The sequence below is a fragment of the Neobacillus terrae genome (assembly GCF_011393025.1).
Taxonomy (GTDB): Bacteria; Bacillota; Bacilli; order Bacillales; family Cytobacillaceae; genus Neobacillus_A; species Neobacillus_A terrae.
Window position 1 is genome coordinate 222,217 of record NZ_JAAOEO010000007.1, and the last position, 22,541, is coordinate 244,757.

Annotated in this window: 16 protein-coding genes; 15 read left to right on the forward strand and 1 reads right to left on the reverse strand. The window is 39.7% G+C overall.

Annotated elements, in window-relative coordinates:
* The first annotated feature begins 309 nt into the window (after positions 1-309).
* The 4 genes from G8761_RS12785 to G8761_RS12800 all read left to right on the forward strand — a co-directional run bounded on the left by G8761_RS12785 (position 310) and on the right by G8761_RS12800 (position 9,491).
* Positions 310-1,938, forward strand: a complete 1,629-nt coding sequence (locus G8761_RS12785) for a flavin-containing monooxygenase (protein WP_166027227.1) — start codon at positions 310-312, stop codon at positions 1,936-1,938.
* Positions 1,939-2,008: 70 nt separating this feature from the next.
* Positions 2,009-2,953 (forward strand): alpha/beta hydrolase, encoded by a 945-nt coding sequence (locus G8761_RS12790; RefSeq protein WP_166027229.1) that lies wholly within the window; start codon positions 2,009-2,011, stop codon positions 2,951-2,953.
* A gap of 340 nt (positions 2,954-3,293) precedes the next feature.
* Positions 3,294-6,047, forward strand: a complete 2,754-nt coding sequence (locus tag G8761_RS12795; RefSeq protein WP_166027231.1) for a bifunctional YncE family protein/alkaline phosphatase family protein — start codon at positions 3,294-3,296, stop codon at positions 6,045-6,047.
* Between the two features lie 345 nt (positions 6,048-6,392).
* On the forward strand, positions 6,393-9,491 hold the full coding sequence (locus tag G8761_RS12800) for an efflux RND transporter permease subunit (RefSeq protein ID WP_166027233.1): 3,099 nt from the start codon (positions 6,393-6,395) through the stop codon (positions 9,489-9,491).
* Positions 9,492-9,680: 189 nt separating this feature from the next.
* Here G8761_RS12800 and G8761_RS12805 read toward each other — a convergent pair whose 3' ends face one another.
* Entirely contained in the window at positions 9,681-10,517 is an 837-nt protein-coding gene (locus tag G8761_RS12805) for an RMD1 family protein (RefSeq protein WP_166027235.1), read from the reverse strand.
* Positions 10,518-10,704: 187 nt separating this feature from the next.
* On the opposite strand from G8761_RS12805, the gene G8761_RS12810 reads away from it, so the two are divergent.
* The 11 genes from G8761_RS12810 to G8761_RS12860 all read left to right on the forward strand — a co-directional run bounded on the left by G8761_RS12810 (position 10,705) and on the right by G8761_RS12860 (position 22,309).
* A complete protein-coding gene (locus tag G8761_RS12810; protein ID WP_166027237.1) occupies positions 10,705-11,025 on the forward strand; it encodes a ribonuclease E inhibitor RraB in 321 nt (106 codons plus the stop codon).
* Positions 11,026-11,257: 232 nt separating this feature from the next.
* Positions 11,258-12,391, forward strand: coding sequence for an MGDG synthase family glycosyltransferase (locus G8761_RS12815; RefSeq protein WP_166027239.1), 1,134 nt, complete (start codon positions 11,258-11,260; stop codon positions 12,389-12,391).
* Between the two features lie 104 nt (positions 12,392-12,495).
* Positions 12,496-13,914, forward strand: a complete 1,419-nt coding sequence (locus G8761_RS12820; RefSeq protein ID WP_166027240.1) for an MFS transporter — start codon at positions 12,496-12,498, stop codon at positions 13,912-13,914.
* Positions 13,907-15,844, forward strand: a complete 1,938-nt coding sequence (ltaS, locus tag G8761_RS12825) for a lipoteichoic acid synthase (RefSeq protein WP_166027242.1) — start codon at positions 13,907-13,909, stop codon at positions 15,842-15,844. The genes G8761_RS12820 and ltaS overlap by 8 nt, the downstream gene beginning before the upstream one ends.
* A 267-nt stretch (positions 15,845-16,111) precedes the next feature.
* Positions 16,112-17,323, forward strand: a complete 1,212-nt coding sequence (locus G8761_RS12830) for an MFS transporter (RefSeq protein ID WP_166027245.1) — start codon at positions 16,112-16,114, stop codon at positions 17,321-17,323.
* Between the two features lie 189 nt (positions 17,324-17,512).
* Positions 17,513-18,691, forward strand: a complete 1,179-nt coding sequence (locus G8761_RS12835; RefSeq protein WP_338000951.1) for an aminotransferase-like domain-containing protein — start codon at positions 17,513-17,515, stop codon at positions 18,689-18,691.
* Positions 18,692-18,839: 148 nt separating this feature from the next.
* The gene (locus G8761_RS12840; RefSeq protein WP_166027247.1) at positions 18,840-19,166 is read left to right on the forward strand and encodes a PadR family transcriptional regulator; all 327 of its coding nucleotides are present in this window, start codon (positions 18,840-18,842) and stop codon (positions 19,164-19,166) included.
* On the forward strand, positions 19,163-19,819 hold the full coding sequence (locus tag G8761_RS12845; protein ID WP_166027249.1) for a permease prefix domain 1-containing protein: 657 nt from the start codon (positions 19,163-19,165) through the stop codon (positions 19,817-19,819). The genes G8761_RS12840 and G8761_RS12845 overlap by 4 nt, the downstream gene beginning before the upstream one ends.
* On the forward strand, positions 19,816-21,132 hold the full coding sequence (locus G8761_RS12850; protein WP_166027251.1) for a DPP IV N-terminal domain-containing protein: 1,317 nt from the start codon (positions 19,816-19,818) through the stop codon (positions 21,130-21,132). The genes G8761_RS12845 and G8761_RS12850 overlap by 4 nt, the downstream gene beginning before the upstream one ends.
* A 75-nt stretch (positions 21,133-21,207) precedes the next feature.
* A complete protein-coding gene (locus tag G8761_RS12855; protein WP_166027253.1) occupies positions 21,208-21,444 on the forward strand; it encodes a hypothetical protein in 237 nt (78 codons plus the stop codon).
* 148 nt (positions 21,445-21,592) lie between these two features.
* Positions 21,593-22,309, forward strand: a complete 717-nt coding sequence (locus tag G8761_RS12860; protein ID WP_166027255.1) for a hypothetical protein — start codon at positions 21,593-21,595, stop codon at positions 22,307-22,309.
* The last annotated feature ends 232 nt before the right edge of the window (positions 22,310-22,541 follow it).

Here is a 22,541-nt window from a genome sequence, read left to right on the forward strand (position 1 = left end):
GGATGTAATACATAGAAAATTGGGAATATTAAAAATCGAAAAAACCTATTAAACTTAAGATAGACATACTCAGAGATTTGCTGAAATTAAAATATTAAGAGAGGAAAGGAGTTGGAATGGTAGTATCTTTCTAGTTTGATGATGCTTATGGAGAATATGTAACTACTATTGTAACCGCTTACACAACGGGGGGCAAGTTTGTAGTTCATATGAATTTTACCTAAAAAGGCAATTAAGTAACAAATGCTGAAATGCCCAAAACCATGAGATTTTTTAAAAATCTTACTAAAAAAATGGGGAGGTAGAAAAATGGCATCAACTCAACTGAATCTGGATGCAGTGATCGTAGGGGCAGGTTTTTCTGGTTTATATATGCTTCACCGGCTGCGTGAGGCAGGTTTTTCAACATGTGTTTTCGAGGCAGGGGATAATGTCGGAGGAACCTGGTATTGGAATCGCTACCCGGGAGCACGATGTGACGTTGAAAGTATCTATTATAACTACACTTTCTCTGAAGAACTTCTGAATGAATGGACATGGTCCGCTAAATATGCAGAGCAGCCAGAAATTCTTCGATACATTAATTTTGTCGCAGATAAATTTGATCTTCGCCGGGACATTCAGTTTAAGACACGGGTAAATACTGCGCATTACGATGAAGAAAAAAATAGATGGGATATTCAATTAGATAACGGCCAATCGGTAACGGCGAAGTTTTTTATAACAGCGGTGGGCTGTCTTTCAGCTTCCAATGTCCCGAAAATGAAGGGTTTGGAAACCTTTAAGGGCGAGTGGTACCATACCGGACACTGGCCACATGAAAAAGTAGAATTTAAAGGAAAAAGAGTAGGGGTGATTGGTACAGGATCAAGCGGAATTCAGTCTATTCCTGTTATCGCTCAGGAAGCAGAACATCTCACTGTTTTCCAGAGGACCCCTCAATATAGTTCACCTGCAAGGAACACTGCTCACGACCCTGAATATTTAAAAGAAATAAGAGCGAATTACAACGAAATTAAAACTCAAATGCAGCAATCAGCTGTTGGAATACCAGTCGTACAAGGGGAACGGTCTGCATTGGAAGATCCACCGGAGGAACGCCAAAGGTTATTTGAAGCCGCCTGGGAAAAAGGCGGGCTTATGACTCTATCTTCCACTTATAACGACTTAAGCATTAACCCGGAGGCTAATGAAACTGCTCAAGAATTTATCCGCTCTAAAATACGTGAAGTGGTAAAAAATCCTGAGGTGGCAGAAAAACTCCTGCCAAGCTTCTATTATGGGACTAAGCGGACAATCATTGATACTAATTACTTTGAGACCTATAACCGTGACAATGTCACCCTCATTGATGTAAGAAAGGCGCCAATTCAGGAAATTACTGCATCAGGAATTAAGACGGCCGAGGAGGAATACGACCTCGATATGATTGTATTTGCCACCGGCTTTGATGCCATGACCGGGCCATTATTTAAAATGGACATTCGCGGAAAAGACGGAGTGTCTTTAAAAGAGAAATGGGCTGGGGGATCGCAAACAAGGACATATCTTGGAATCGGAACAGCGGGATTTCCAAACATGTTCATGTTAACAGGACCAGAAAGCCCATCTGTATTGAGTAACATGATGGTTTCAATCGAACAGCATGTGGAGTGGGTTTCTGATTGCCTCAACTATCTTCGCGAAAACGGATTAGGGGTTATAGAGGCAAATGAGGACGCCGAAAATAATTGGAACCAGCATTGCCGGGAAGTGGCGGATATGACTCTATTTACAAAGACGGATTCTTGGTATATGGGGGCCAATATTGAAGGGAAGGCACGCGGATTCCAGATTTATCTTGGAGGAGTAGGAACCTACCGGCAGATTTGTGATGACGTTGCGGACAAAGGCTATGAAGGCTTTGCCTTAATTCCTTCCAAGGAACCTGTATTATAGTTCTAAATCTGAAAAAACAAGCATAGCATGAATTCTATCATTTTAATCTAATTTAAGGGGGAAATATAATATGGCATTGGATCCACAAGCGAAATTTCTGTTAGAACAAATGGAGGCTGCAGGCGCTCCTCCAATGGATTCTCTTTCACCTGAAGAAGCAAGGGCTACGACTGATTTTAGCGCTTTGGCAGGTGAACCTGAAGAGGTAGGAAAGGTAGAAAACCAAACCATTGCTGGTCCAGGAGGAGAGATCCCTGTACGTATTTACACCCCAAAAGGGGAAGGTCCTTTTCCTGCGTTAGTTTACTACCATGGCGGCGGCTGGGTTATTGGTAATCTTGAAACAGTGGATGTGCCTTGCCGGCTTTTAGCCAATAGAGCAAACTGTGTGGTCGTTTCAGTCGATTACAGGCTGGCACCAGAGCATAAATTCCCTGCAGCAGCAGATGATTCTTATGCTGCAGCCAAATGGGTCGTGGATAATGCAGCTTCTATTCAAGTAGATGCGGAGCGAGTGGCTATCGGAGGTGACAGTGCAGGGGGAAACCTCGCAGCGGTAGTAGCATTAATGGCAAGGGACAAGGGTGAAATTTCACTAGCCTATCAAATGCTTGTTTATCCTGTTACTAATCATTCATACGCAACAGAATCTTACACTGAAAATGCTGATGGCTATCTATTAACGAAGGACAGCATGGTCTGGTTCTGGAATCATTATTTGCAGAGTGAAGAGGACGGTAAAAATCCATATGCGTCTCCATTGCTAGCAGAAGACTTAAGCGGACTGCCGCCAGCATTAGTTTTAACAGGGGAGTTCGACCCGCTTCGGGATGAAGGAGAGGCTTATGCAGAACGTCTTAGAGAAGCAGGCGTTCAGGTAGAAGCAAAAAGGTATGACGGCATGATCCACGGCTATTTCTGGATGCCAGGAGCACTCGAGCAGGGCAGACAATCCATTGAACATGCGGCAAAAGCTTTAAAGCAGGTCTTTGAGGATAAAGTGGTTACCAGATAAGTCGAATTCACAATCCCTTCTTGTTTTTGCAGAAAATGTGGGAGTAAAAGTATAAAAGATTAGAGCGACGGCCTTCCTAAAAAGAAGGCCGTTGCTTTTGTTTTTATGTCACAGGCCTATTTCATGTTTGAAGCGCGTCTAACATCGAATTGCTAAAATACGACCATCAAAAAAGAGGAATTGGAATTATTTTATAAATTTTTAGTATATAGGGACTCAGTGGGAGAAATGGAATAGTTAGATAGTCTGAAATTTCTTTATTTGTATTTTACAACTACTCAATAGAAGCTTAATAAATTAGTAGTATTCTAAAGTCACATTCAGAAAGGGAGTGAAAATATTGTTAAAAAAACTTAAGAAAAAGAAAAGGCTGCTTACTGGACTGACTTTATGTTCCGTCCTATTGGGTTCGGCTGGAGCATACGCTGCACAGGAGACCGGTTTTGGAAATAATTTAGTTGGCAAACAAGCAAATGGTTCAGTGCAAACACCTGTTAACCAATTGATCACGCCCGCTGGAAAGCAAATTGAGTTTGGTGGAAACCCGATCTCTGTTGCTATTAATCCAAATGGAAAAACGGCGGTAACTATTGTTGGCCGTAACAATTACGGAGGCAAGGGCATTAATGTTGTCGATCTTGCAACAGGAAAGCTGATGCAGAAAGATCTGGATTTAGGTTTATCTTCTATGTGGGGTTTAGCTTATTCCAAAGATGGAAGCCAGCTTTATGCAACTGGTTCTAAAAGCGGTCAAGGCAAAGTTGTTGTAATGTCTGTAGGTGCCGATGGAACTCCTGCCATTCAAAAGTCTTATACTCTTCCTAATGCAGCAGTGGGCGGAAATATCAACCCTCTTGACCTGACTGTGGGACCACAGGGCCAGCTTTTGGTAGCTCTAAACAGAGACAATAGCCTTGGGGTTATTGATCCGCAAACAGGTTCTATCACTTCCAAAATCGCAGTAGAAAATGCCCCTACAAGTGTTTTAGTAAATGGAAACACTGCCTATGTAACAAACCAGGGCGGACGGGCAGCTAAAACGGGTGACACAACTGTAGACTCTTCTGGAACGAAAGTTGTTGTAGATCCTAAAACAGGTGCAACTTCAACAGGATCGGTTTCCGTTATTGACCTTACAACCAACACAGTGAAGAAAACCATTGAAGTTGGTGTGCAGCCAGAACGGATGACACAGTCCGGACAATACATATTCGTAACCAACACCAATAGCGACACCGTTTCCGTTATTGACACAAAAACAAATGCTGTCGTACAAACAATAGACATTAAACCATATCCCAATGCACCAAAAGGATCGGCACCAAATGCAGTGAAGGTAGTAGATAACAAGCTGATGGTCAGCCTTGGCCGTGATAACGCGATTGCTGTTTATGATTGGCAGGGACCTGATAAAACTCCTGAACTGCAAGGACTCTTGCCGACAGCCTGGTTCCCGGTTGATATTGCGATAGATAATGAAAATAAAAGTTTAGTAGTCGCTAATGCGGATGGAATTGGTTCTCGCGGACCTGCCCGTGACTTAACGATTCAGGGAATTAAGGCTACAGGCCACTCCTCTTATGCGCAAATTGGATCTCTTTCATTGATCCCATTCCCAACTGCCGAAGATCTTGCTAAGGGAACGAAACAGGTTTTTGCTGACAATAACTGGTTTGGCTTAAAGAATTTAAACGCTAAGCCCCGCCCGAATAAGAAACCCGTTGCTATGCCTGAACGTGTTGGTGAACCATCAACCATTAAACATGTATTCTATATTATCAAAGAGAACCGGACCTATGACCAAGTATTAGGTGATTTAGGTAAAGGAAATGGTGAACCAGCATTAACACAGTTCCCTAAGGCTGTGACACCGAACCTTCATAAGCTTGCCACTACCTTCCCACTTCTGGATAATGTGTATACTTCCGGCATCCAATCAGCGAGCGGACACCAGTGGGTAATGCAGGGAACGAACACAGATTATGAGGATAAGGAAACAGATACAGCTAATGTTAAAAGCTATCCTGGCGGTGCCGGTGATGCAATGGCGTATGCTCCTACAGGGCATTTATGGGATCAGGCTGCTAAATACGGCGTATCTGTTGAGAACTTTGGTGAAGACACTACTGGATTTACGGGTTCAGCGCCATTCGGTACATGGACAGACTGGTACAATGACTACAAAATCCTTTCAGGACAAAAGCAGGGAGATCTTCATGTACCAATTGGCAATTACTCTGCAACATATGATATTCCTTCTCTCGGGCCAATAACGTATAAACCGTTCCCGACGTTTGATACGAATATCCCGGATCAATATCGCTTTGAAATCTTCAAGCAGCAGTTTGAAAAACACGTCAAAAATCATGATCTCCCAGCACTAAACACGATGTGGGTGATGGATGACCATACTTCAGGAAATACAACTGGTTCCCCTACGCCACAGGCAATGGTTGCAGACAATGATTTGGCAGTAGGTAAAATTGTTGACCTGATTTCACACAGTCCATATTGGAAAGACTCTGTCATTTTTATTACAGAGGATGATGCACAGAATGGATTAGACCACGTGGACGGCCATCGCGAGCCTGCACATGTTATTAGTCCTTGGGTGAAGAAGGGTATTACCGACAGCCATTACTGGACTGTCATCAACATGGTCCGGAGTATTGAGCAAATTCTTGGTCTCCCTGCCATGAACCAAAATGATGCAGCAGCAGAGCCAATGAGTGAACTATTTACAAACAAACCTGACTTTACTCCTTATAACTTTGAAGCTAACCAGATACCGCTTGACACCCTGAATGGCCAGCCGAATTCCAATACGGCTGCACTTGCTAATACAGAGCAAGTAACACCAGAAGCAAAGGAACTATCCAAAAAGTGGACAGAATGGTCTAACAAGAATAAGGACAAGTTTACTGGTAAACATGCTTCACCGGATGAAGTCAACGCCAACATGCTAAACCATGCGGTTTGGTATGCAACTGAAGGTTTCGATAAACCATATCCAGGTGATAAAAAGGCCCATACTCCAGAAGAGGTTGAAAAGCAGCCTGAAAGCTTTGCGCCAAATCCTGCTGACAATGATTAATAGCTCCCTAAGAAGTGCCGGGCAGCTGGGAAACATGTGATTTAAACAATAGCTACCCAAAAAGGGTAGCTATTGTTATAAGGGAAAAAGTGTAAGCCCGGCTGCGTTTTTAAGTGATATAAAAAAGCTGATAACTAATTCCGATTCAATATAAGCAAGCAGGGACAAATCACGTTTGATTTCCTTAGGATTTGTGCACGACACGGGCTTTCAGGGACAAAACTCGTTTGAGTTCCTTAAGATTTGTCCGCTACGCGGGCCTTCGTTACAAGCATTTTAAATACATACTTTAATCATTTATGCAGAGGGGGGAACATTTCGGGATTCAAGACCCGGATAACAGATATGAAGCGATTGATAGGTGAAACCATGAAACGTGCCGTTCTTATCGTAACCCTAATTATTCTCATCACCGTATGGGGCGGCATATCTGCTTTACATATTCAGCGGGATTATCTGCCGGAAATCAATAATCCAACCCTATCATTAACGGTCAGGGCAGAGGATTACCAGGCAGAACAAATCAAATCAATGATTACGGAGCCGATTCAACAATCGGTTCGGGTGGTGGACGGCCTTCAGGATGTAGAGACGAATTCGTTTAACGGCGGGTCATTGATTAGTCTTAACTTTCCAATGAATTATGATATGAAGCAAGCGGAGGAACAAGTATCGAAAGCATTGGAAGGCATTGTCCTGCCCCCAGGTGTGGAAAAACCACTCATAACAAGACTTAGCACACACTCTCAGCCTATTATCAGAATGAGTATAATGAATTCTTCTGATCATATATCTGAAAATACTCTGAGAACAGCTGTTCAGGAAGACTTCGTCAATCGGCTGAAATCTGTTCCCGGGGTAAAAGATGTACGCGTATCAGGTGGTGGAACTGCCGGGTATTCAGTCAGCATTCGGACCAACGAGTTAAAAAAAGCAGGTCTAACTATAAAGGACATAAAACGGTCACTTGAACAGGATTATACAACTGGGCTTGAAGGAAAGGTATCAAATTCACAGATAACGGTTCCCATACAGGTTTCTGGCTGGGGATTGACTCAGCAGGATTTAATGAATATTTCTATTTCGGCACCAAATGGAAAAAAGGTTCCGCTGTCTGAGGTCGCAGACATTTCAAATTCAATCGTGAACCTGCAGACCATTTCAAGAACAAATGGGAAACCGAGTGTGATCCTGGATGTATTGAAAACACCTTCCTCTAATATTACGGATGTATCCGATCGAATCAAGAACAGTTTGCAAGAAGCTCCTGCTTTAAAAAATAAAGATGTCCATCTTTCTATTCTTTTTGATCAGGGACTACAGGTCAATTCCTCTATAAAGGGACTTATTAAAGAAGGATTGCTGGGTTGCTTATTTTCAATGATATGTGTTTTTCTCTTTTTCCGGAAAGTGCTTTCTACATTATTTATAGCTATATCTCTGCCAATCTGCTTACTGGTGACTGCCGGTTTATTAAAAATCATGGGGATTAGTCTCAATCTTCTTACCGTTTCAGGGCTGATTGTAGCTATGGGAAGAGTAGTAGATGACTCCATTGTTATTCTCGATAATATGAATCGGAAAGTGCATGGCGCAAAAGAAATAAATCACATTCATTTGATAACCAATGCGGTCTCTGAAATGATCCCTGCTATTGCTTCATCTACTGCAGCAACCATCGCGGTGTACGTTCCCATTGCCTTGATTGGCGGCATGGTGAGTTCAGCATTTTCAGGCTTTGCCTGGTCTGTTGTGATTGCCCTGGTTATTTCACTCTTTGTTGCCATCTTGGTCGTTCCCGCCCTGTACAACCTTTTTTGGAACGGAAAACCTGAAGCTGCTGGTGATAACTTAGAGCCTTTTGCCCATAAAATTTTTACATGGATATATGTTCGTAAAAAACTAGTGGTTATGGCCACTCTTGGTTTATTTGTGCTTGCATCAGCAGGCGCTGCATTTCTGCCGGTGAACTTTCTGCCAGCGGCCAATAATGCTGGCCAATTAGGAGTTCAAGTTGAAATGCCTCAAAATACTTCCTTAGCTGAGGTTGATTCCGAAGTTAAAAGAGTAGAAACTTTATTGGAAAGCAACACGAATGTAGACTCTTTTTCTTCAGGATTGGGTTCATCCTTTACCCCTCAATCGGATGATGTTTTTGATGCGGGAGGAGGATGGATTCAGAAGCCGAACATTGCCAATTTGTCCATCATGGTTAAAAAAGGTGTAGAGGTAAACAGGTTGATGGAGAATTTGCAAAATCAATTAAATTCGTTAACTGGCAAAGCTGTATATACTGTATCGAATCTTAGCATCGCTGGTGATGATTCTCAATTAAAAATAAATCTTACGGGTGCAGATAGCCAAACGCTGGAAGGTTTGGCCCAAACGATTCGGAACCAGCTGAAATTAGTTCCTGGTCTGTCAGTCCAGGGAGCTGCTGATGCTGAAGACCATATAACCGAATACCATATCAGTCTCAATCGTAAGGCAATTGAACACCACGGTATTAAACTAAGTGAGGTTCTCGAAAGAATTCAGCAATATACGGCTGAAGGAACTAAAGGAACAATATCTATCAATAATAACAAATTCCCAATCGTTATCCATACCGATATCCAAAAGAGTGTTTCAAAAGATGTCTTTTCTCAAATGGGTCAAGAAACATTTCTAAATAAGGTGGGGCGAAAGATACCTTTAACTCAGCTTGCCCAGCTTGTACCATCAGGTTCACCGGTTATCGGGGAAAAGGATGGGAAGCCTTATGCAGTAATCACAGTGAATATTGTTTCCAAGGACATTGGAAAGGTAACGAAACAAGTTAAAAGTAACTTAAGCGCGATTCCGCTTCCTGAGGGGGTAAAGTATTCCTTTGCCGGTGCACCTCAGCAGGTTTATGAAATGATTTATGAAATGGCTATTGCTTTATTCTTTTCCATCCTGCTGGTTCTTTTGATTGTCAGTGCTGTATTTCGGGGATGGAAGGCGCCTCTGTCAGTCCTGATTTGTATTCCGATGTCTTTCATCGGATCGGTAATCGGAATGTTTATCTTTGGATTGGAATGGAATCTTGCAGCATTAGTGGGCTTAATGATGTTAACAGGAATTGTCGTCACAAACGGAATTGTCCTTGTGGATAAAATAGAAAGGAACCTGTCAGGGGGAATGAAACTGGAGGAAGCGATATTACGTGGTACACTCACACGTGTTCGTCCCATCCTGGCAACAGCTCTTACAACGATTTTAACCGTTCTTCCTCTCGCACTTTCTTCCCGTGCGGATACGCTAATTTCGCAAACCCTTGGGATTGTCGTTGTAGGGGGAATGATCAGTTCAACATTGATAAGCTTGCTGATTGTACCCATTTTTTATCAATGGATAAATGCCAGCCGCTTTTCCAAACCGGTAGTGAGAGAACAAAAAGCAACAATTAAAAATGCAATTTAACAAGATGAAAGAGCCACTGCAGCTTATCGGCTGGGTGGCTCTCGTTATGAAAAAAACTTGGTTTTGAAAATTGCTGAAATGCCTTTTTATACTGTCTTCTTTTCTGTCGATAAAGATGTCCGCTGCTTGAGTATATTGCACAAGAATGGAATGGACTACTGGTGCTTCTACTGTAGTTTATAATATTAATTATGGAAGCCACCCCAGTATCCCAAACACCGTTAGAAGAATCTCAATCACAATCAATATAACCACAATCCATTCCACGAATAAACCTCTAATTGAATGGCTGATGGTGGAGAAGCCGTCCATGATGTTGTATAAAATTTCTGTTTTGCTTTTCATGATTTTATAACGATCATTTAATTCGAAAAAATTAAGCATCTTATCATAAAATTGGCTGGCTGCGCTGCTCGTCCATGTAATCTCTGGCTTATCCAGAATCATGATATACGCGAGGGTGTTATATTCATGCCGGACGATTTTTGCAGTTGTTCTAGCGAGCTCCTTGTTTCCAATCCTCAGCTTGCCTTTTTCCAGCCGGTCAATCAGTGTTTCAAGACTATCATTGATTTTTCCGAGCTGTTCCTCTGTTTTTTCAAGTGCCACTGACTTCGCAATCACCGTTGATATTAATTCGGGATAGAAGGTCTCATATTCAGGAACCACTACATATTCGTCGGTCAACTCAATTTTCTCCGTATCTTTAATGCGAAGAGTGTAATCATCTTTGTAATTGTCAGGATTTTTAAGATTAATGTCCGGTTCGAATGAATGGATGAACTTCAAAATATGTTTGATCTCAAAGTATTGGGAGAAATTGATGAAGACAATACTGCCAAAAGAAAAAACAAGTACTAGTTGTGATTCATCCACATTTTTATGGAGGATGGTTTTTAGATTATCTTCTTTTAAGGTTAATGGCTCTTCCCAGGTGAATTTCTTTGGAATACCACACTGTATAGCGATTTTATTCAAATCAATTTCATTGGTGATAGCAAATGCTTTAAAGGTTATTTCCTTCATTCTTAAACACTCTTTTCATCATATTTTGAGCAACTATCATTCTTTCCAAAAATAGAAAGGTACAATCCTTGTGAAGAAAAAAGCATATGCTTTTTCCAACCTTCCTATAACGGCGGAAATGATTAGGAGAAAGGAAATGAGTGAAGTATAATACAACAGTGAAAGTAAAGATGATGGAGGAAAACCAATGAAATTTCCAAACGATGCTAATGGAGAAGCCTTACAAAGTTTATATAATGATGGTGTAAGTTTTAAAAAGCCGCAATCAGTGGAGTTTTTTGTGGCCGTGCCTGATAAACAGACAGGTGAAAAGCTATCCCAGGTACTAAAGGAGGATGGCTTCAACTCCTTTCTTTACCAGGACGATGAAACAGATGAGTGGACATGCTCCTGTTCTAAAAAAATGCTCTTAAATCATAGCGAGTTGGTTAAAATACAGAAAAAGTTAGATGAAATAAGCAAACCGCATGGCGGTTATTCAGATGGCTGGGGCGTTTTTGTAGATTAAAAAGGCTCCCGTTTCACAATTAACTGTCATGCTCTTCAAATAAATTAATAGAATTTTAATGTTTTCTCTCTTTTAAAATAAATAAATTAGTTTTATATTTAAGGGTATTGGTTTTATTTTTAAATAAATAACTATTTATCATAATTATTCATTCCCTTAAAATAGACATATGTGGGCGGCTGTTAGTTTGTCATTCACCAAGGGATAATTGGAGTTAAGTGAGGTTGAAAGTATGGGGAAAAAAGTTTTAATCATTTCTTCTGATCATACAGGTCATGGCCATAAGAGCATAACTGAATCTTTGTATGAAAAGATTGAAATGGACCCTGATATAACCGTACATGTTGTAGACGGTTTTTCGCTAGGAGGGCATTCATTGATGGGAATAGGCAAGACCTATGGGCCAATAACCAGGCATTCGGAAAATTTATGGAAAATGGTTTTTAATTTTTCGGCTGAAAATCCCACTTTGATTAATAAATTTATAGAGAAATTAATAAGGTTCAATTTTCTTAAATTATTGGACGAAATAAAACCCGACATCATTTTATCTGTTCATCCTAATTTTAATGGGTCTATATTAAATATTTTGGAAAAATACCTTATTAAAATCCCTTTTGTTGTCCTTATAGCAGACCTTGTAAATATTTCACCGCTATGGGCTGATCCAAGAGCAGATTACACCATCAGCCCCACAATTGAAGCAAAGGACAAATGTATTGGATACGGCGTACCAGCCAATAAATTAAAAGTTCTGGGATTCCCTGTGCGCTCTCGGTTTTTTAGGGAGAGTGTTAATAAAAAGAGCATATTCAACGAAGGGGAACCTTTAAAATGCCTGATAATGAGCGGTGGCGAGGGTGTGGGGAATATGAAGGATATAGCCGAAATTCTCCTCGACCATTTTGATTGCCATGTAAAGATCGTGGCCGGAAGAAATAAAAAACTGAAGTCAACGCTTGAGCAGTCGCTAAAGAGCAGATATGGTAATAAGGTTGACATTTTTGGATTCACAAAAAATATTCAGGATCTTATGTTTGATTCGGATATCGCTTTTACGAGGGGCAGCCCAAATGTAATGTTTGAAGCCATTTCCTCCAATACACCTATCATAATAACGGGGGCTTTGCCTGGACAAGAAGAGGACAATCCTCGGTTTGCAGAAAGGCTCAATTTGGGTGTTATTTGTAAAGATACAAGTGAAATTAAATTTACAATCGATCAGCTGCTTGGAAGCAATGCAGAGAAATTGAAAAGTATTATAAACAGCCAAAAAAAATATATTAAGCCGCAAGTGGCTGAAGAAATCGTTCAGTTCCTTCTGGAAGTGGAAACCAGCGAGGAGTGGAAGTTTCAACTTGCTTGATATGGAAGTCTAGCTAGCATTTAAAATGGATTGGTGAGGGAGAAAGTTTCCTTACCTTTTCGGATTACATATAAAAGTTAAATAATTTAGAATAAGGGGTTTTCATGTACTCGAAAAGCTCTAAAGCCAAAACTCTATTTACGATAAGTGTATTTATTGCCCTTGCAGCCTTTGATAATATTATTATTGGCTTATTTCCACCGCTATTTAAGTTTATTGCAAGGGATTTAAATGTAGGTATAGCTAAATTGGGAACCGTCTCTGCAGTAAATATTTTGATAACAGCTGTTTCTTCGGTTTATTGGGGCTATCTATCTGGGAAATTTAAAAGGAAGACGTTAATTATAATCGGCACTCTTATTTGGGTATTGTCTGTTTTTCTAACCGCCTTTAGTCAAAACTACACACAGCTGCTCCTGTTTCAAATAGTAACGGGAATTGGTTTAGGCTGTATTGCCTCCATTGGGTATAGTGTATTAACAGATTATATTCATTATGAAAAAAGAGGCATGGTTTTGAGCCTTTGGGGCATGGCGCAAGGCCTGGGGGGAATTGTGGGATCTCTTTTGGCTTCTTTGACTGCGACAAGCCATAGCTGGAGATGGCCTTTTGAAATAATTGGATTTATTGGTTTTTTACTTATTTTTTTATATGCTTTTGTGGAAGAACCACCTAGAGGCCAGTCAGACCCAGAGCTTAGAAGTCTCATAAAAAAGGGGCAGACCTACAATTATTTTATAGACACAAAGCAGATACTGCCTATTTTATTTAAAAAAAGTAATGTGTTTCTATTTGTTCAGGCATTTTTTATGAATATTTCAACAGGGAGTCTTATTTGGATACCTACTTTATTTATTATTAAAATTCAGCAGCAGGGCTATAGTGTTGAAACAGCTATGATTGCTTCTGGTTACCTTTATGCCATTTTTCAGGTTGGCGGAATGGCCTCAGCTTACTTTGGTCATCTTGGTGACAGATTTCAAAAGAAAACGTATAAGGGAAGGGCTATTTTTACTTCTGTTTTTGTATTTCTTACGATGCCCCTTTATATATTGATGTTTAGTATTCCAATGGACAACCTGCTGCTTCCTAAAGACAGTAATGCTATATTTATTTTATTCGGATTATTAAAACAACTATTTATGAATCCCTGGATGGCGTTATTGTTTGTTTTGTCTTTCTTTGCTTCTGCAGCACAGTCCGCAAACACGCCAAACTGGCTGGCCCTTATAACGGATGTAAACTTTCCTGAACATCGGGGAACAGCCTTTAGTGTGGCAAACCTTTTCAATAGTTTAGGCAGAACGATTGGGAACTTGGGAGTAGGTATACTGCTTGGCGTGATTTCAATCCACTTTCAAGAACCAAATACGTATATTATTACCTTATCGATTCTTCAGGTTTTTCTTCTTCCTTCTGCCTTATGCTATTTATTAATGGCTAAAAACAATATGTACGATATAAATAATATGAAAGAAACGCTAAGGGGCAGATCGAACAGGATGGAGGAGGAGCATGAATAATTTTTTCCGAAAAGGTCAGAGCTTTTTTAGCAAATATACGAACTTTTTCTTCCTGGCTGTAATTTTTCTTTGGATCAAAACATATATAGCACAACTGACTCAATTCAAATTAGGGATAGAGGGCCCTTATCAGCATTTTCTGTTATTCATAAATCCATTGGGATCCGCCCTGCTTATTCAGGGACTTGCTTTTCTGTCGAAAGGCACGAAAAAATATTATTGGCTTATGGGTGGTTATCTCTTTTTATCTGTACTGTTGTACAGCAATATATTGTATTACCGGTTCTTTAATGATTTTATTACGATGCCAACATTAACTCAGACTCAAAATGCAGGAGATATAGGCGGCAGTGTGAAATCCTTGTTAAAACCCTATGACGTTTTGTTTTTCATAGATTTCATTTTTTTGGCTGGAGTGCTATTATTTCGTTTAATAAAAATTGAGAATAGGAATTATAACCGTCACAGAATTTCTGCTTACTATTCACTTACCTTAACTATTTTGTGTGCGAATATTGGATTAGCTGAAATCGACCGTCCTGAATTATTAACAAGGGGCTTTGACCGTAATTACATTGTAAAATATGTAGGGTTGTACAACTATTCTCTTTACGATATGGTTCAAAGCACCAGAGCATCCGCACAAAGAGCACTGGCGGACAGCAATGATATTACCGCGGTATATAACTATACCAAGTCGAATTATGCGGAGCCAAATCCTGAGTACTTTGGCAAGGGCAAGGGAATGAATGTTATCTATTATCATCTGGAGTCATTCCAGAACTTCCTTATAAATTACAAATTGCACGGCGAGGAAGTAACACCATTTTTAAATTCCTTAACAAAGGAACAAAATACCATATACTTTGATAATTTCTTTCATCAGACAGCACATGGTAAGACGTCCGATGCAGAATTTATGCTGGAAAACTCTCTGTATGGCCTTCCTCAGGGTTCCGCTTATATGTTAAAAGGCTTAAACACCTATCAGGCTGCTCCGGCAATTCTGGGACAGCAGGGATATACCACAGCTGTCTTTCACGGGAATGCTGCAAGTTTTTGGAACCGGGAAGAAATATATAAATCATTTGGCTACGATAAGTTTTTTGATTCAAGTTATTTTAATATGAATCAAAATAATCTTACGGAATACGGGCTTATGGATAAGCCATTTTTAAAGCAATCATTTCCGATGCTTGAGTCTTTGCACCAGCCGTTCTATACCAAGTTAATCACACTGTCGAATCATTTTCCGTTTAGCATGGATCAAAAGGAAACCACGATTAAGCCGGCTGACACGGGTGTTCCAACAGTGGATGACTACTTTCAGACCGCCCGTTATGCAGACGAAGCGGTAAAGCAGTTTTTTACTTATTTAAAAAAGTCCGGGATGGATGACCATACGATTGTTATATTGTACGGAGACCATTATGGTATTCCGAAAGATAATAATGAAGAAATGTCCAAAATCATGGGGAAAGAAATTACGCCTTTTGAAAGTGCCGGACTGCAGAGAGTTCCATTGTTTATTCATGTTCCGGGTATAAAGGGTGGGGTCAACCATGAATATGGAGGGCAGGTGGATGTTCTGCCGACTCTTCTTCATCTTCTGGGAATTGATTCGAAAAAATACATTCAATTTGGAACCGACTTGTTATCAAAAGAACATGATGATTTGATTCCTTTTAGAAATGGAGATTTTGTAAGCCCGACTATTACAGCAGTGGAAGGGAAATTCTACGATTCTAAAACAGGAATGGAAATAGGGGAAGACAAAATGGCAGAAGTTCAGAGGGATCAGGAAATCGTTCAGGAAAAACTTTCTTTATCAGATAAAGTGGTTAATGGCGATTTACTGCGTTTCTACACTCCCAAAGATTTTGTTCCTGTCGATCGGACCAAATATAACTATACTAAAAAAGTAGAATAATGTTTAAAAAATCCCGGGCATAAAGCCATGCCGGGATTTTTTTAGTAGTGCGGCTAATGGCAACGTATTCGGACCGAGAGGAATTTCCTTTTCCCAAAGAAGTCTGAATGAATCGCCCGTTCAGACAAGAAGATCCTATAATTTACTTATTTCACAAATCGGATATTTCGTGAGTGAAAATAATAACATTTTGTGGTAATATAAAAAAACATAATAGTTTCATGATGAAACTAATAAACTTTTTCTCTAACTGGGAGATGGAACAGCGTGCTAACTTGGAAACGTAATTTGTGGGTACTTTGGGTCGGGGTCTTTTTTACAGCAGCAAGTTTTTCCATGGTCATTCCCTTTTTGCCTCTATTTCTTCTGCAAATAGGCGTGCATCAGCACACAGAAATGTGGTCGGGTCTTATCTTTAGTTCTGCTTTTTTTGCCGGTGCAATTGCTTCACCATTTTGGGGAAGGATGGCCGATAAATACGGCAGGAAGCCAATGATCGTAAGGGCGGGAATTGCCCTGTTTGTCATCTATACCTTGATGGCTTTTGTAACAAATCCTTATGAAATATTAGCATTAAGAATTCTGCAGGGGTTGTTGAGCGGATTTATCCCTGGAGCCATTGCTTTAATCGGTACGAACACGCCTACGAATCAAGTAGGATATGCTCTTTCTCTAATCTCTTCAGCCTCAGCGGCAGGGCAGATTGTCGGTCCGCTTTTTGGGGGAGGCATTGCTCAATTAGTAGGAAACCGGTGGGCTTTTGCCACTGGGGGAATTATTGTAGGCCTGGCGACGTTATTAATTATTTTCTGGGTCAAAGAAGAAAACTTTAAACCCAGTAAGGAAAAGGGTTCGGTTAAAAAGGACTTTAAGGTGGCCCTCGCCAACCATTCCTTCTTGCTGGTGCTTATCCTGACGCTGGTTGTCAGTTGTTCGATTATGACGATTGAACCGGTTCTGCCTCTCTATATTGTGAAGCTCGGCGGCTCTTCTGATAAAGCTTCGCTAATTGCAGGAATTGTATTTTCACTTCCTGGTATTGCCAGTACTCTCTTCGCTCCGATTTGGGGTAAATGGGCAGACAAAGTGGGATTCCAGCGAGTCTTATTTATTGGACTGCTGGGCGGGGGACTTGGAATGTTAGCTCAGGTTATGTTCTCTCATATTTGGGGATTTTCTATGATTCGTTTCGTATTTGGCATTTTCTTCTGTGCGGTTTATCCGGCTTTAAACGGCTTGGTTGTAAAATCTACACCGGAGGATTTCCGTGGCAGAGCCTTCAGCTTGAGTCAAACTTCAAACCAGCTAGGCGGGATGGTAGGGCCCATGATTGGGGGATTCCTTGGCGGTATCTTCCCTGTTCAAAGCGTTTTTATTGTGACAGGAATCCTGCTTTTAGTCGCTACGGGAACAGCCTATTGGAATGCCAGTGAACTTAGCAGTAGCACTTTAAAAAGAAAATTAGCGCACGGAAAGTAAGTTTTCAACTGTGAATCTATTAAAATATAATTTTTAAAGGTTTTCCATCAAAAATGGAGAACCCTTTTAATTATTGTGTCGTCAATTATATTAACAAAATAATAAAATAATTTTTAGTTACCTGTTGTATTAGAAGGTTTATAATGAAACATATATCTATGTATTCACTTGAAAGGAGCAAGGGCCATAGTGAAGGCAGAGGAATTTCTATCTGAAAACATTAAAGAAGCATTAAAAAACAATCCACCAGGTGCCTGGATGCCTAATCTTCCAAAGGAATGTATTCGCCTGAGTTCAGGCTATCCGGATCCTGAGTTAGTTCCTTCCAGTGAAATAAAAAAGTCTGTTGCTGTACTTCTTGAGGAGGAACAGGATCTTCCCCTTCATTATATAGGCAGTCCGCGAATTAATAGATTAAAAGAGCAAATAATGAAGAGATTAGGAGAGCGGGACATTCGTGTCTCAGACTCAGAGATTTTGATCACTTCTGGTGCCTGCCAGGCGATTGATCTTATTGCCCGCATTTTTTTGGATGAAAAAGCTATCGTGGCTGTCGAAGCCCCAACTTATATGGAAGCTCTGGAGATTTTTCAAAATTATACGAAACAAATTCTTTGTGTACCAATTGATGAAGATGGGCTGAGGACGGATGAACTGGAAGGAATGCTGGCTGAAAGAAAACAGAAGGGTCTTGCTCTTCCACGGTTCTTTTATACAATTCCAACCTTTCAAAATCCAACAGGAACGACCATGTCATACGAGCGCCGGAAGCATTTATTGAAGCTTGCTGAAGAGTTTGATTTTCTTATTGTAGAAGACGACGCTTACCGTGAGCTAGCTTTTAAAAATCATCCAGTACCCATTAAAGCAATGGATAAGAGCGGGAGAGTTCTGCATGTCGGATCATTATCCAAGATTGTGGCACCAGGAATGCGGATTGGATGGATAGCCGGAGCAAGTGAGTTCATTTCAGCAGCCTCCTGGTTTAAAAAAGATTTAGATCACCCATTTGCTCAATCCACTATGGCTGCCTACCTGGAAAATACCAATCTTGACGAAAAGCTCCATACTTTAAGAGCGGTTTATCAAGCCAAGTGTTCCGCACTCATTCGTTCACTAGAGCAATATTTTCCAAAAACGGTTTCCTGGTACGTGCCAGAAGGCGGATACTTTGTATGGGTGAAAGCACCCGGAGTTGATACAGCCCAATTGCTGCCCCAAGCTCTCGCTGAAGGAGTTTCCTTTGTTCCGGGTAAATACTTTTTCTTGGACCAGAAGGAGGGGTCTGATTTTTTACGTCTTTCCTTTAGTTATGCCAGTGAGAAAGAGATTACGGCAGGAATTCAAAAGCTTGGTAAGCTAATATAAAAAAAAGTCAGTAATCTCATCGATTACTGACTTTTTTCCTTAAAAATTCAGGGGTTAATTAGAAACTTTGGAATATTTTTGAAAAAATACATTGTTATACAAGGTGTGTTGTTATACAATGTAACTAGAAAAATTTGGAGGTTTTCATATGGATAGAGAGCTGCTAAAGGGAAGTATTGAGATTTTATTACTTTCTTTACTGGTGGAAAATGATGGTTATGGTTATGAAATGACAAAGAAGCTGCGTCTCCTTAGCAATGAAGCCTACCATATGAACGAGGGAACGCTTTATCCAGCATTGAAAAGATTAGAAACCAAAGACTGCGTTTCCTCGTATTGGAGCCAGGAACAGGATGGAAATAGACGCAAATATTACTCCATTACAGATCATGGCCGCAAGGTCCTTGAAGAAAAACTGAAGAACTGGAAACAAATAAATCAGTTAATTGACAAGACGTTGGAGGGCTTCTCATGAATGAAAAGTTGGAAAGGTTTTTAAATAGTGTTGTATCTGATTTACCCATGAATGAGGATGAAAAGTGTGAATTTAAAGAAGAATTATATTCTCACTTGAACGAGCATGTTAACGAATTAATCATAAAAGGGTTTAAACAAGAAGAAGCCCTTGATATAGCTATCGAGTGTTTTGGCAATGAAAGAAAACTGAATCGGGAATTAAAAAGATCAATGTTTCCATTTTACAAGATCTTTCGTTACCTATGGAATGTCGTCTTTGTTACCGGGTTTTTATGTCTAGTTTCCTTTACCGCGATGGAATATTATCATCCAGAGTTTGATAATGCCTTATCAATAGATACCGTCATAACAGGGATGTTTTTAGTAGCTATTATTTCAGGAGTGGCAGAGGTAATGTACGAAGCGGTTGCGGCAGAGTATAAATCGAAATGGCTAAGAAATCCCTGGTCCTTCTTTCTGGTGCCCTCCCTGTTTATCGGGGCATTAACTACATTTTCACTTATTAAGCATCCCGATCAGTACCAGGAAGGTTTATGGCTGGATTTGTATGGAATACCAATAGGTGCAGTGGCTCACCTCTTTTCCAGACAGCTGTTTACACTGATTTTTTTAAGAAATCGAAGCAATTTTAAGAGAGGGAGGATCATTTGAAAAAGAAACGTACGTTAGGAAGTTTAAACGCTGTTGCCTCAATTTTAGTAGTAGTTTCCCTGATTTTTAATTTTTTACTAGAAAAAGACGCCTACCGATATTTTAATGGGCTGGACAGTCAATTTGATCTGTCACCTGATGACCAGAACATCCTTTTTTCTTATTTTACAGGTGGGGATGAAGCTATTTATGAATCAAACTCAGATGGAAAAAATGTTAGAAAACTGGCCGAGTCGGAAACGGAAAGACTTCATGACCCAAGATACTCCTCGGATGGTAAGAAATTATTATATCTTTCTCAAAATTCACAGCAACTAAATTCTCTGGTTGTTGCAGATAGGGATGGAAGTAATCCTAATACACTTACAACAAAGAAACTTCATGTTTCAGAAGCTGTTTTTTCAAAATCAGGCCAAACCATTTACTTTATAGCCATTCCGGCCAAGGATTATAAAAAAGCGGAGGGCGAAACAAAAGAAGGTGCTGATTTATACTCTATTAGTGTAAAGGGTGGTAAACCCAAACAGCTAACGAATTTAGATCACTTCAGCATGAATAGCCTTTCCCTTTCGCCAAACGGAAAAGACGTTTATTACGCTTTAGACGATACGAGCAGAGCTAAATTAACATCCTTTTCAATAGAAAAGAATGCTGAAGTAGACGTAAATATTCCTTCAGGAATGCCAAGTGAAGCTTACTCTATTCGAATGTCGCCTAACGGGGAAAACATCGCGTACACAGCTATTGCAAAGGAATCCAGAAACAGCTCATTATACGAATACGAGTTGTTCTTGATGGACATGGCAACCGGAAAAACAAAAAGAATGACTGATCTAAATACGTCAGTTGGTAATCCAAAGTTTTTTCATGGAAAAAACCAAATTGCTTTTCTGGAACAGACCAACTGGGCGGATACTCCTGAAAAATACGACTTCTTTATACAGGACCTTGATAGTAAAAAACTGAAGCCCATTGCTTTTTCGATTCCTGGTCAAAAACCTATTCCCTGGTTTTTATACGGAATGTCTCAGCTGGCAAATGGTACGACAGCAGCTGTACTTTACTTGCTTCTCGTTTGTTTTATTACCACTTATCTATATCTTTATCATCCGAAAAGAACTTATCTTCCAGCAAAAGTAAATTTTGGCCTTGGCATTATAGGAGTAGTAAGCAGTTTTATTGTAGCGCTTATTTCGAACCCCTGGTTTGGAATAGCGATTGGAGGAGTTTCTGCTTTTATAATGGGGGCAGCAATTTTGGCTTTTGCCTTTGCGTATTTGCTAAAGCGGATAGGTGAGAGAAAGAGAAAGTAATCCCTAAATAGGAAAGTTCAAAGTTTTAAGGGTTGCCTTAGTGACCGTGATTTTTGATAATATGGAGGTGGTTGGATGAAGTTAAAGAGCTTTATCGTTACTTTTGGATCATTCGTATTTTCGACAGCTCTACTTTACCTGATTGGGCATTTATTTACTATTCCTTGGTTAATGTTTCACCACAAATATATAGATAACTCTAATGGCTTCTTTATTTCAACTGGTTCGTTTACCCCTTTGCTAATCGGGTTGGCTGTAAGCTTTTTTGCAGAAAAAATCTACCTCTATAAACACCATCAAAAACTTGGTTAAAAGCCAGGTTTTTTGTTCATTTCTCTAAAAAGATAAAAGTGGTTAAAAAGACTCAAAAATTATCTATACCCCCTTTTAGATTGATTAAACCCCGAAGTTTTACGTAGAGGGATAAATATAGAGAGAGAATTAATTAATGGAGGATGGGATGATGGAAAGAATGATTCATTTTAGTAAACTTTTAAACGAGCCACTTTTATTATTTAATATTTTTTCTCCATTAATAGGATTATTGGTAGGCGGTTTTATTACTTATAAAGTCGTAGATGGCAGATTAAAAAGGACAGCAGCTAATGATTCTTTTAATAAAGTATATGGTTCGATTTATATAAAATTATTTAACACTAGGGTCAACATAGAAATAAAGAAAAAGGAACTTGGGAATAAAAAATTCAGAAAATTCAATAAAGAATGTAAAAAAAGGAAAAACATTAATTTAATCACGCAGCAAATTATAGGCGTTGCTGATGATATTCTCAAAATGGTGAAGAAAGAGGATAACGAGAAACTAAGTTTAATAGCCACTTCAAAATACTTTGCCATAGAACAAATCAGAAATCACATTAGTCTAGCAGAAATAAGCGTTTTAGGGATTAGTGAAGATTATAAATTTAGAGAGAAAAGAATAGGCCGGTTATATTATGAACTTGCTTGTGCCAAAATCTCTTTTATCCAAGCAATATTAGTAGACATACATAAAATTTTGCAAGCGGCAAGTATAAAAGATAAGGAAATCAAAACAACTGTCAGGTTTCTCTTAAAGACATGCAGGAATGCCAAGAAAAAAGGTGTCTCAAAATTGTATGGGATTGAGCTGCCGAATCATTTGAAGTTATTTGTTGAAGAAAATAAATCTGTAGGTTAAAAATTGGTTACCATACAGGATTGTGGCATTGCGAAGCGGATCGCGGCAGGCTCGGACAATAATCGCCGGAAGTTATATAATGACTCCAAATTGGTGCGGAAAAGGAAAAGGGGTAACAAAAGGTCTCGTATCGTGCCCCCAAACCGGTGAGAAGAGATTGAGTCCATATAATTGTGTAAAAAGAAAGAGTCATTTTATTCACTCTTGGCAACACTGTTTTCAACGACGATAA

What these genes read in the sequence shown, in the direction of transcription:
- G8761_RS12785 (WP_166027227.1), top strand. Translation starts at nt 310, where the DNA reads ATGGCATCAACTCAACTGAATCTGGATGCAGTGATCGTAGGGGCAGGT.
- G8761_RS12790 (WP_166027229.1), top strand. Translation starts at nt 2,009, where the DNA reads ATGGCATTGGATCCACAAGCGAAATTTCTGTTAGAACAAATGGAGGCT.
- G8761_RS12800 (WP_166027233.1), top strand. Translation starts at nt 6,393, where the DNA reads ATGAAGCGATTGATAGGTGAAACCATGAAACGTGCCGTTCTTATCGTA.
- G8761_RS12805 (WP_166027235.1), bottom strand. Translation starts at nt 10,517, where the DNA reads ATGAAGGAAATAACCTTTAAAGCATTTGCTATCACCAATGAAATTGAT.
- G8761_RS12810 (WP_166027237.1), top strand. Translation starts at nt 10,705, where the DNA reads ATGAAATTTCCAAACGATGCTAATGGAGAAGCCTTACAAAGTTTATAT.
- G8761_RS12815 (WP_166027239.1), top strand. Translation starts at nt 11,258, where the DNA reads ATGGGGAAAAAAGTTTTAATCATTTCTTCTGATCATACAGGTCATGGC.
- G8761_RS12820 (WP_166027240.1), top strand. Translation starts at nt 12,496, where the DNA reads ATGTACTCGAAAAGCTCTAAAGCCAAAACTCTATTTACGATAAGTGTA.
- ltaS (WP_166027242.1), top strand. Translation starts at nt 13,907, where the DNA reads ATGAATAATTTTTTCCGAAAAGGTCAGAGCTTTTTTAGCAAATATACG.
- G8761_RS12840 (WP_166027247.1), top strand. Translation starts at nt 18,840, where the DNA reads ATGGATAGAGAGCTGCTAAAGGGAAGTATTGAGATTTTATTACTTTCT.
- G8761_RS12845 (WP_166027249.1), top strand. Translation starts at nt 19,163, where the DNA reads ATGAATGAAAAGTTGGAAAGGTTTTTAAATAGTGTTGTATCTGATTTA.
- G8761_RS12855 (WP_166027253.1), top strand. Translation starts at nt 21,208, where the DNA reads ATGAAGTTAAAGAGCTTTATCGTTACTTTTGGATCATTCGTATTTTCG.
- G8761_RS12860 (WP_166027255.1), top strand. Translation starts at nt 21,593, where the DNA reads ATGATGGAAAGAATGATTCATTTTAGTAAACTTTTAAACGAGCCACTT.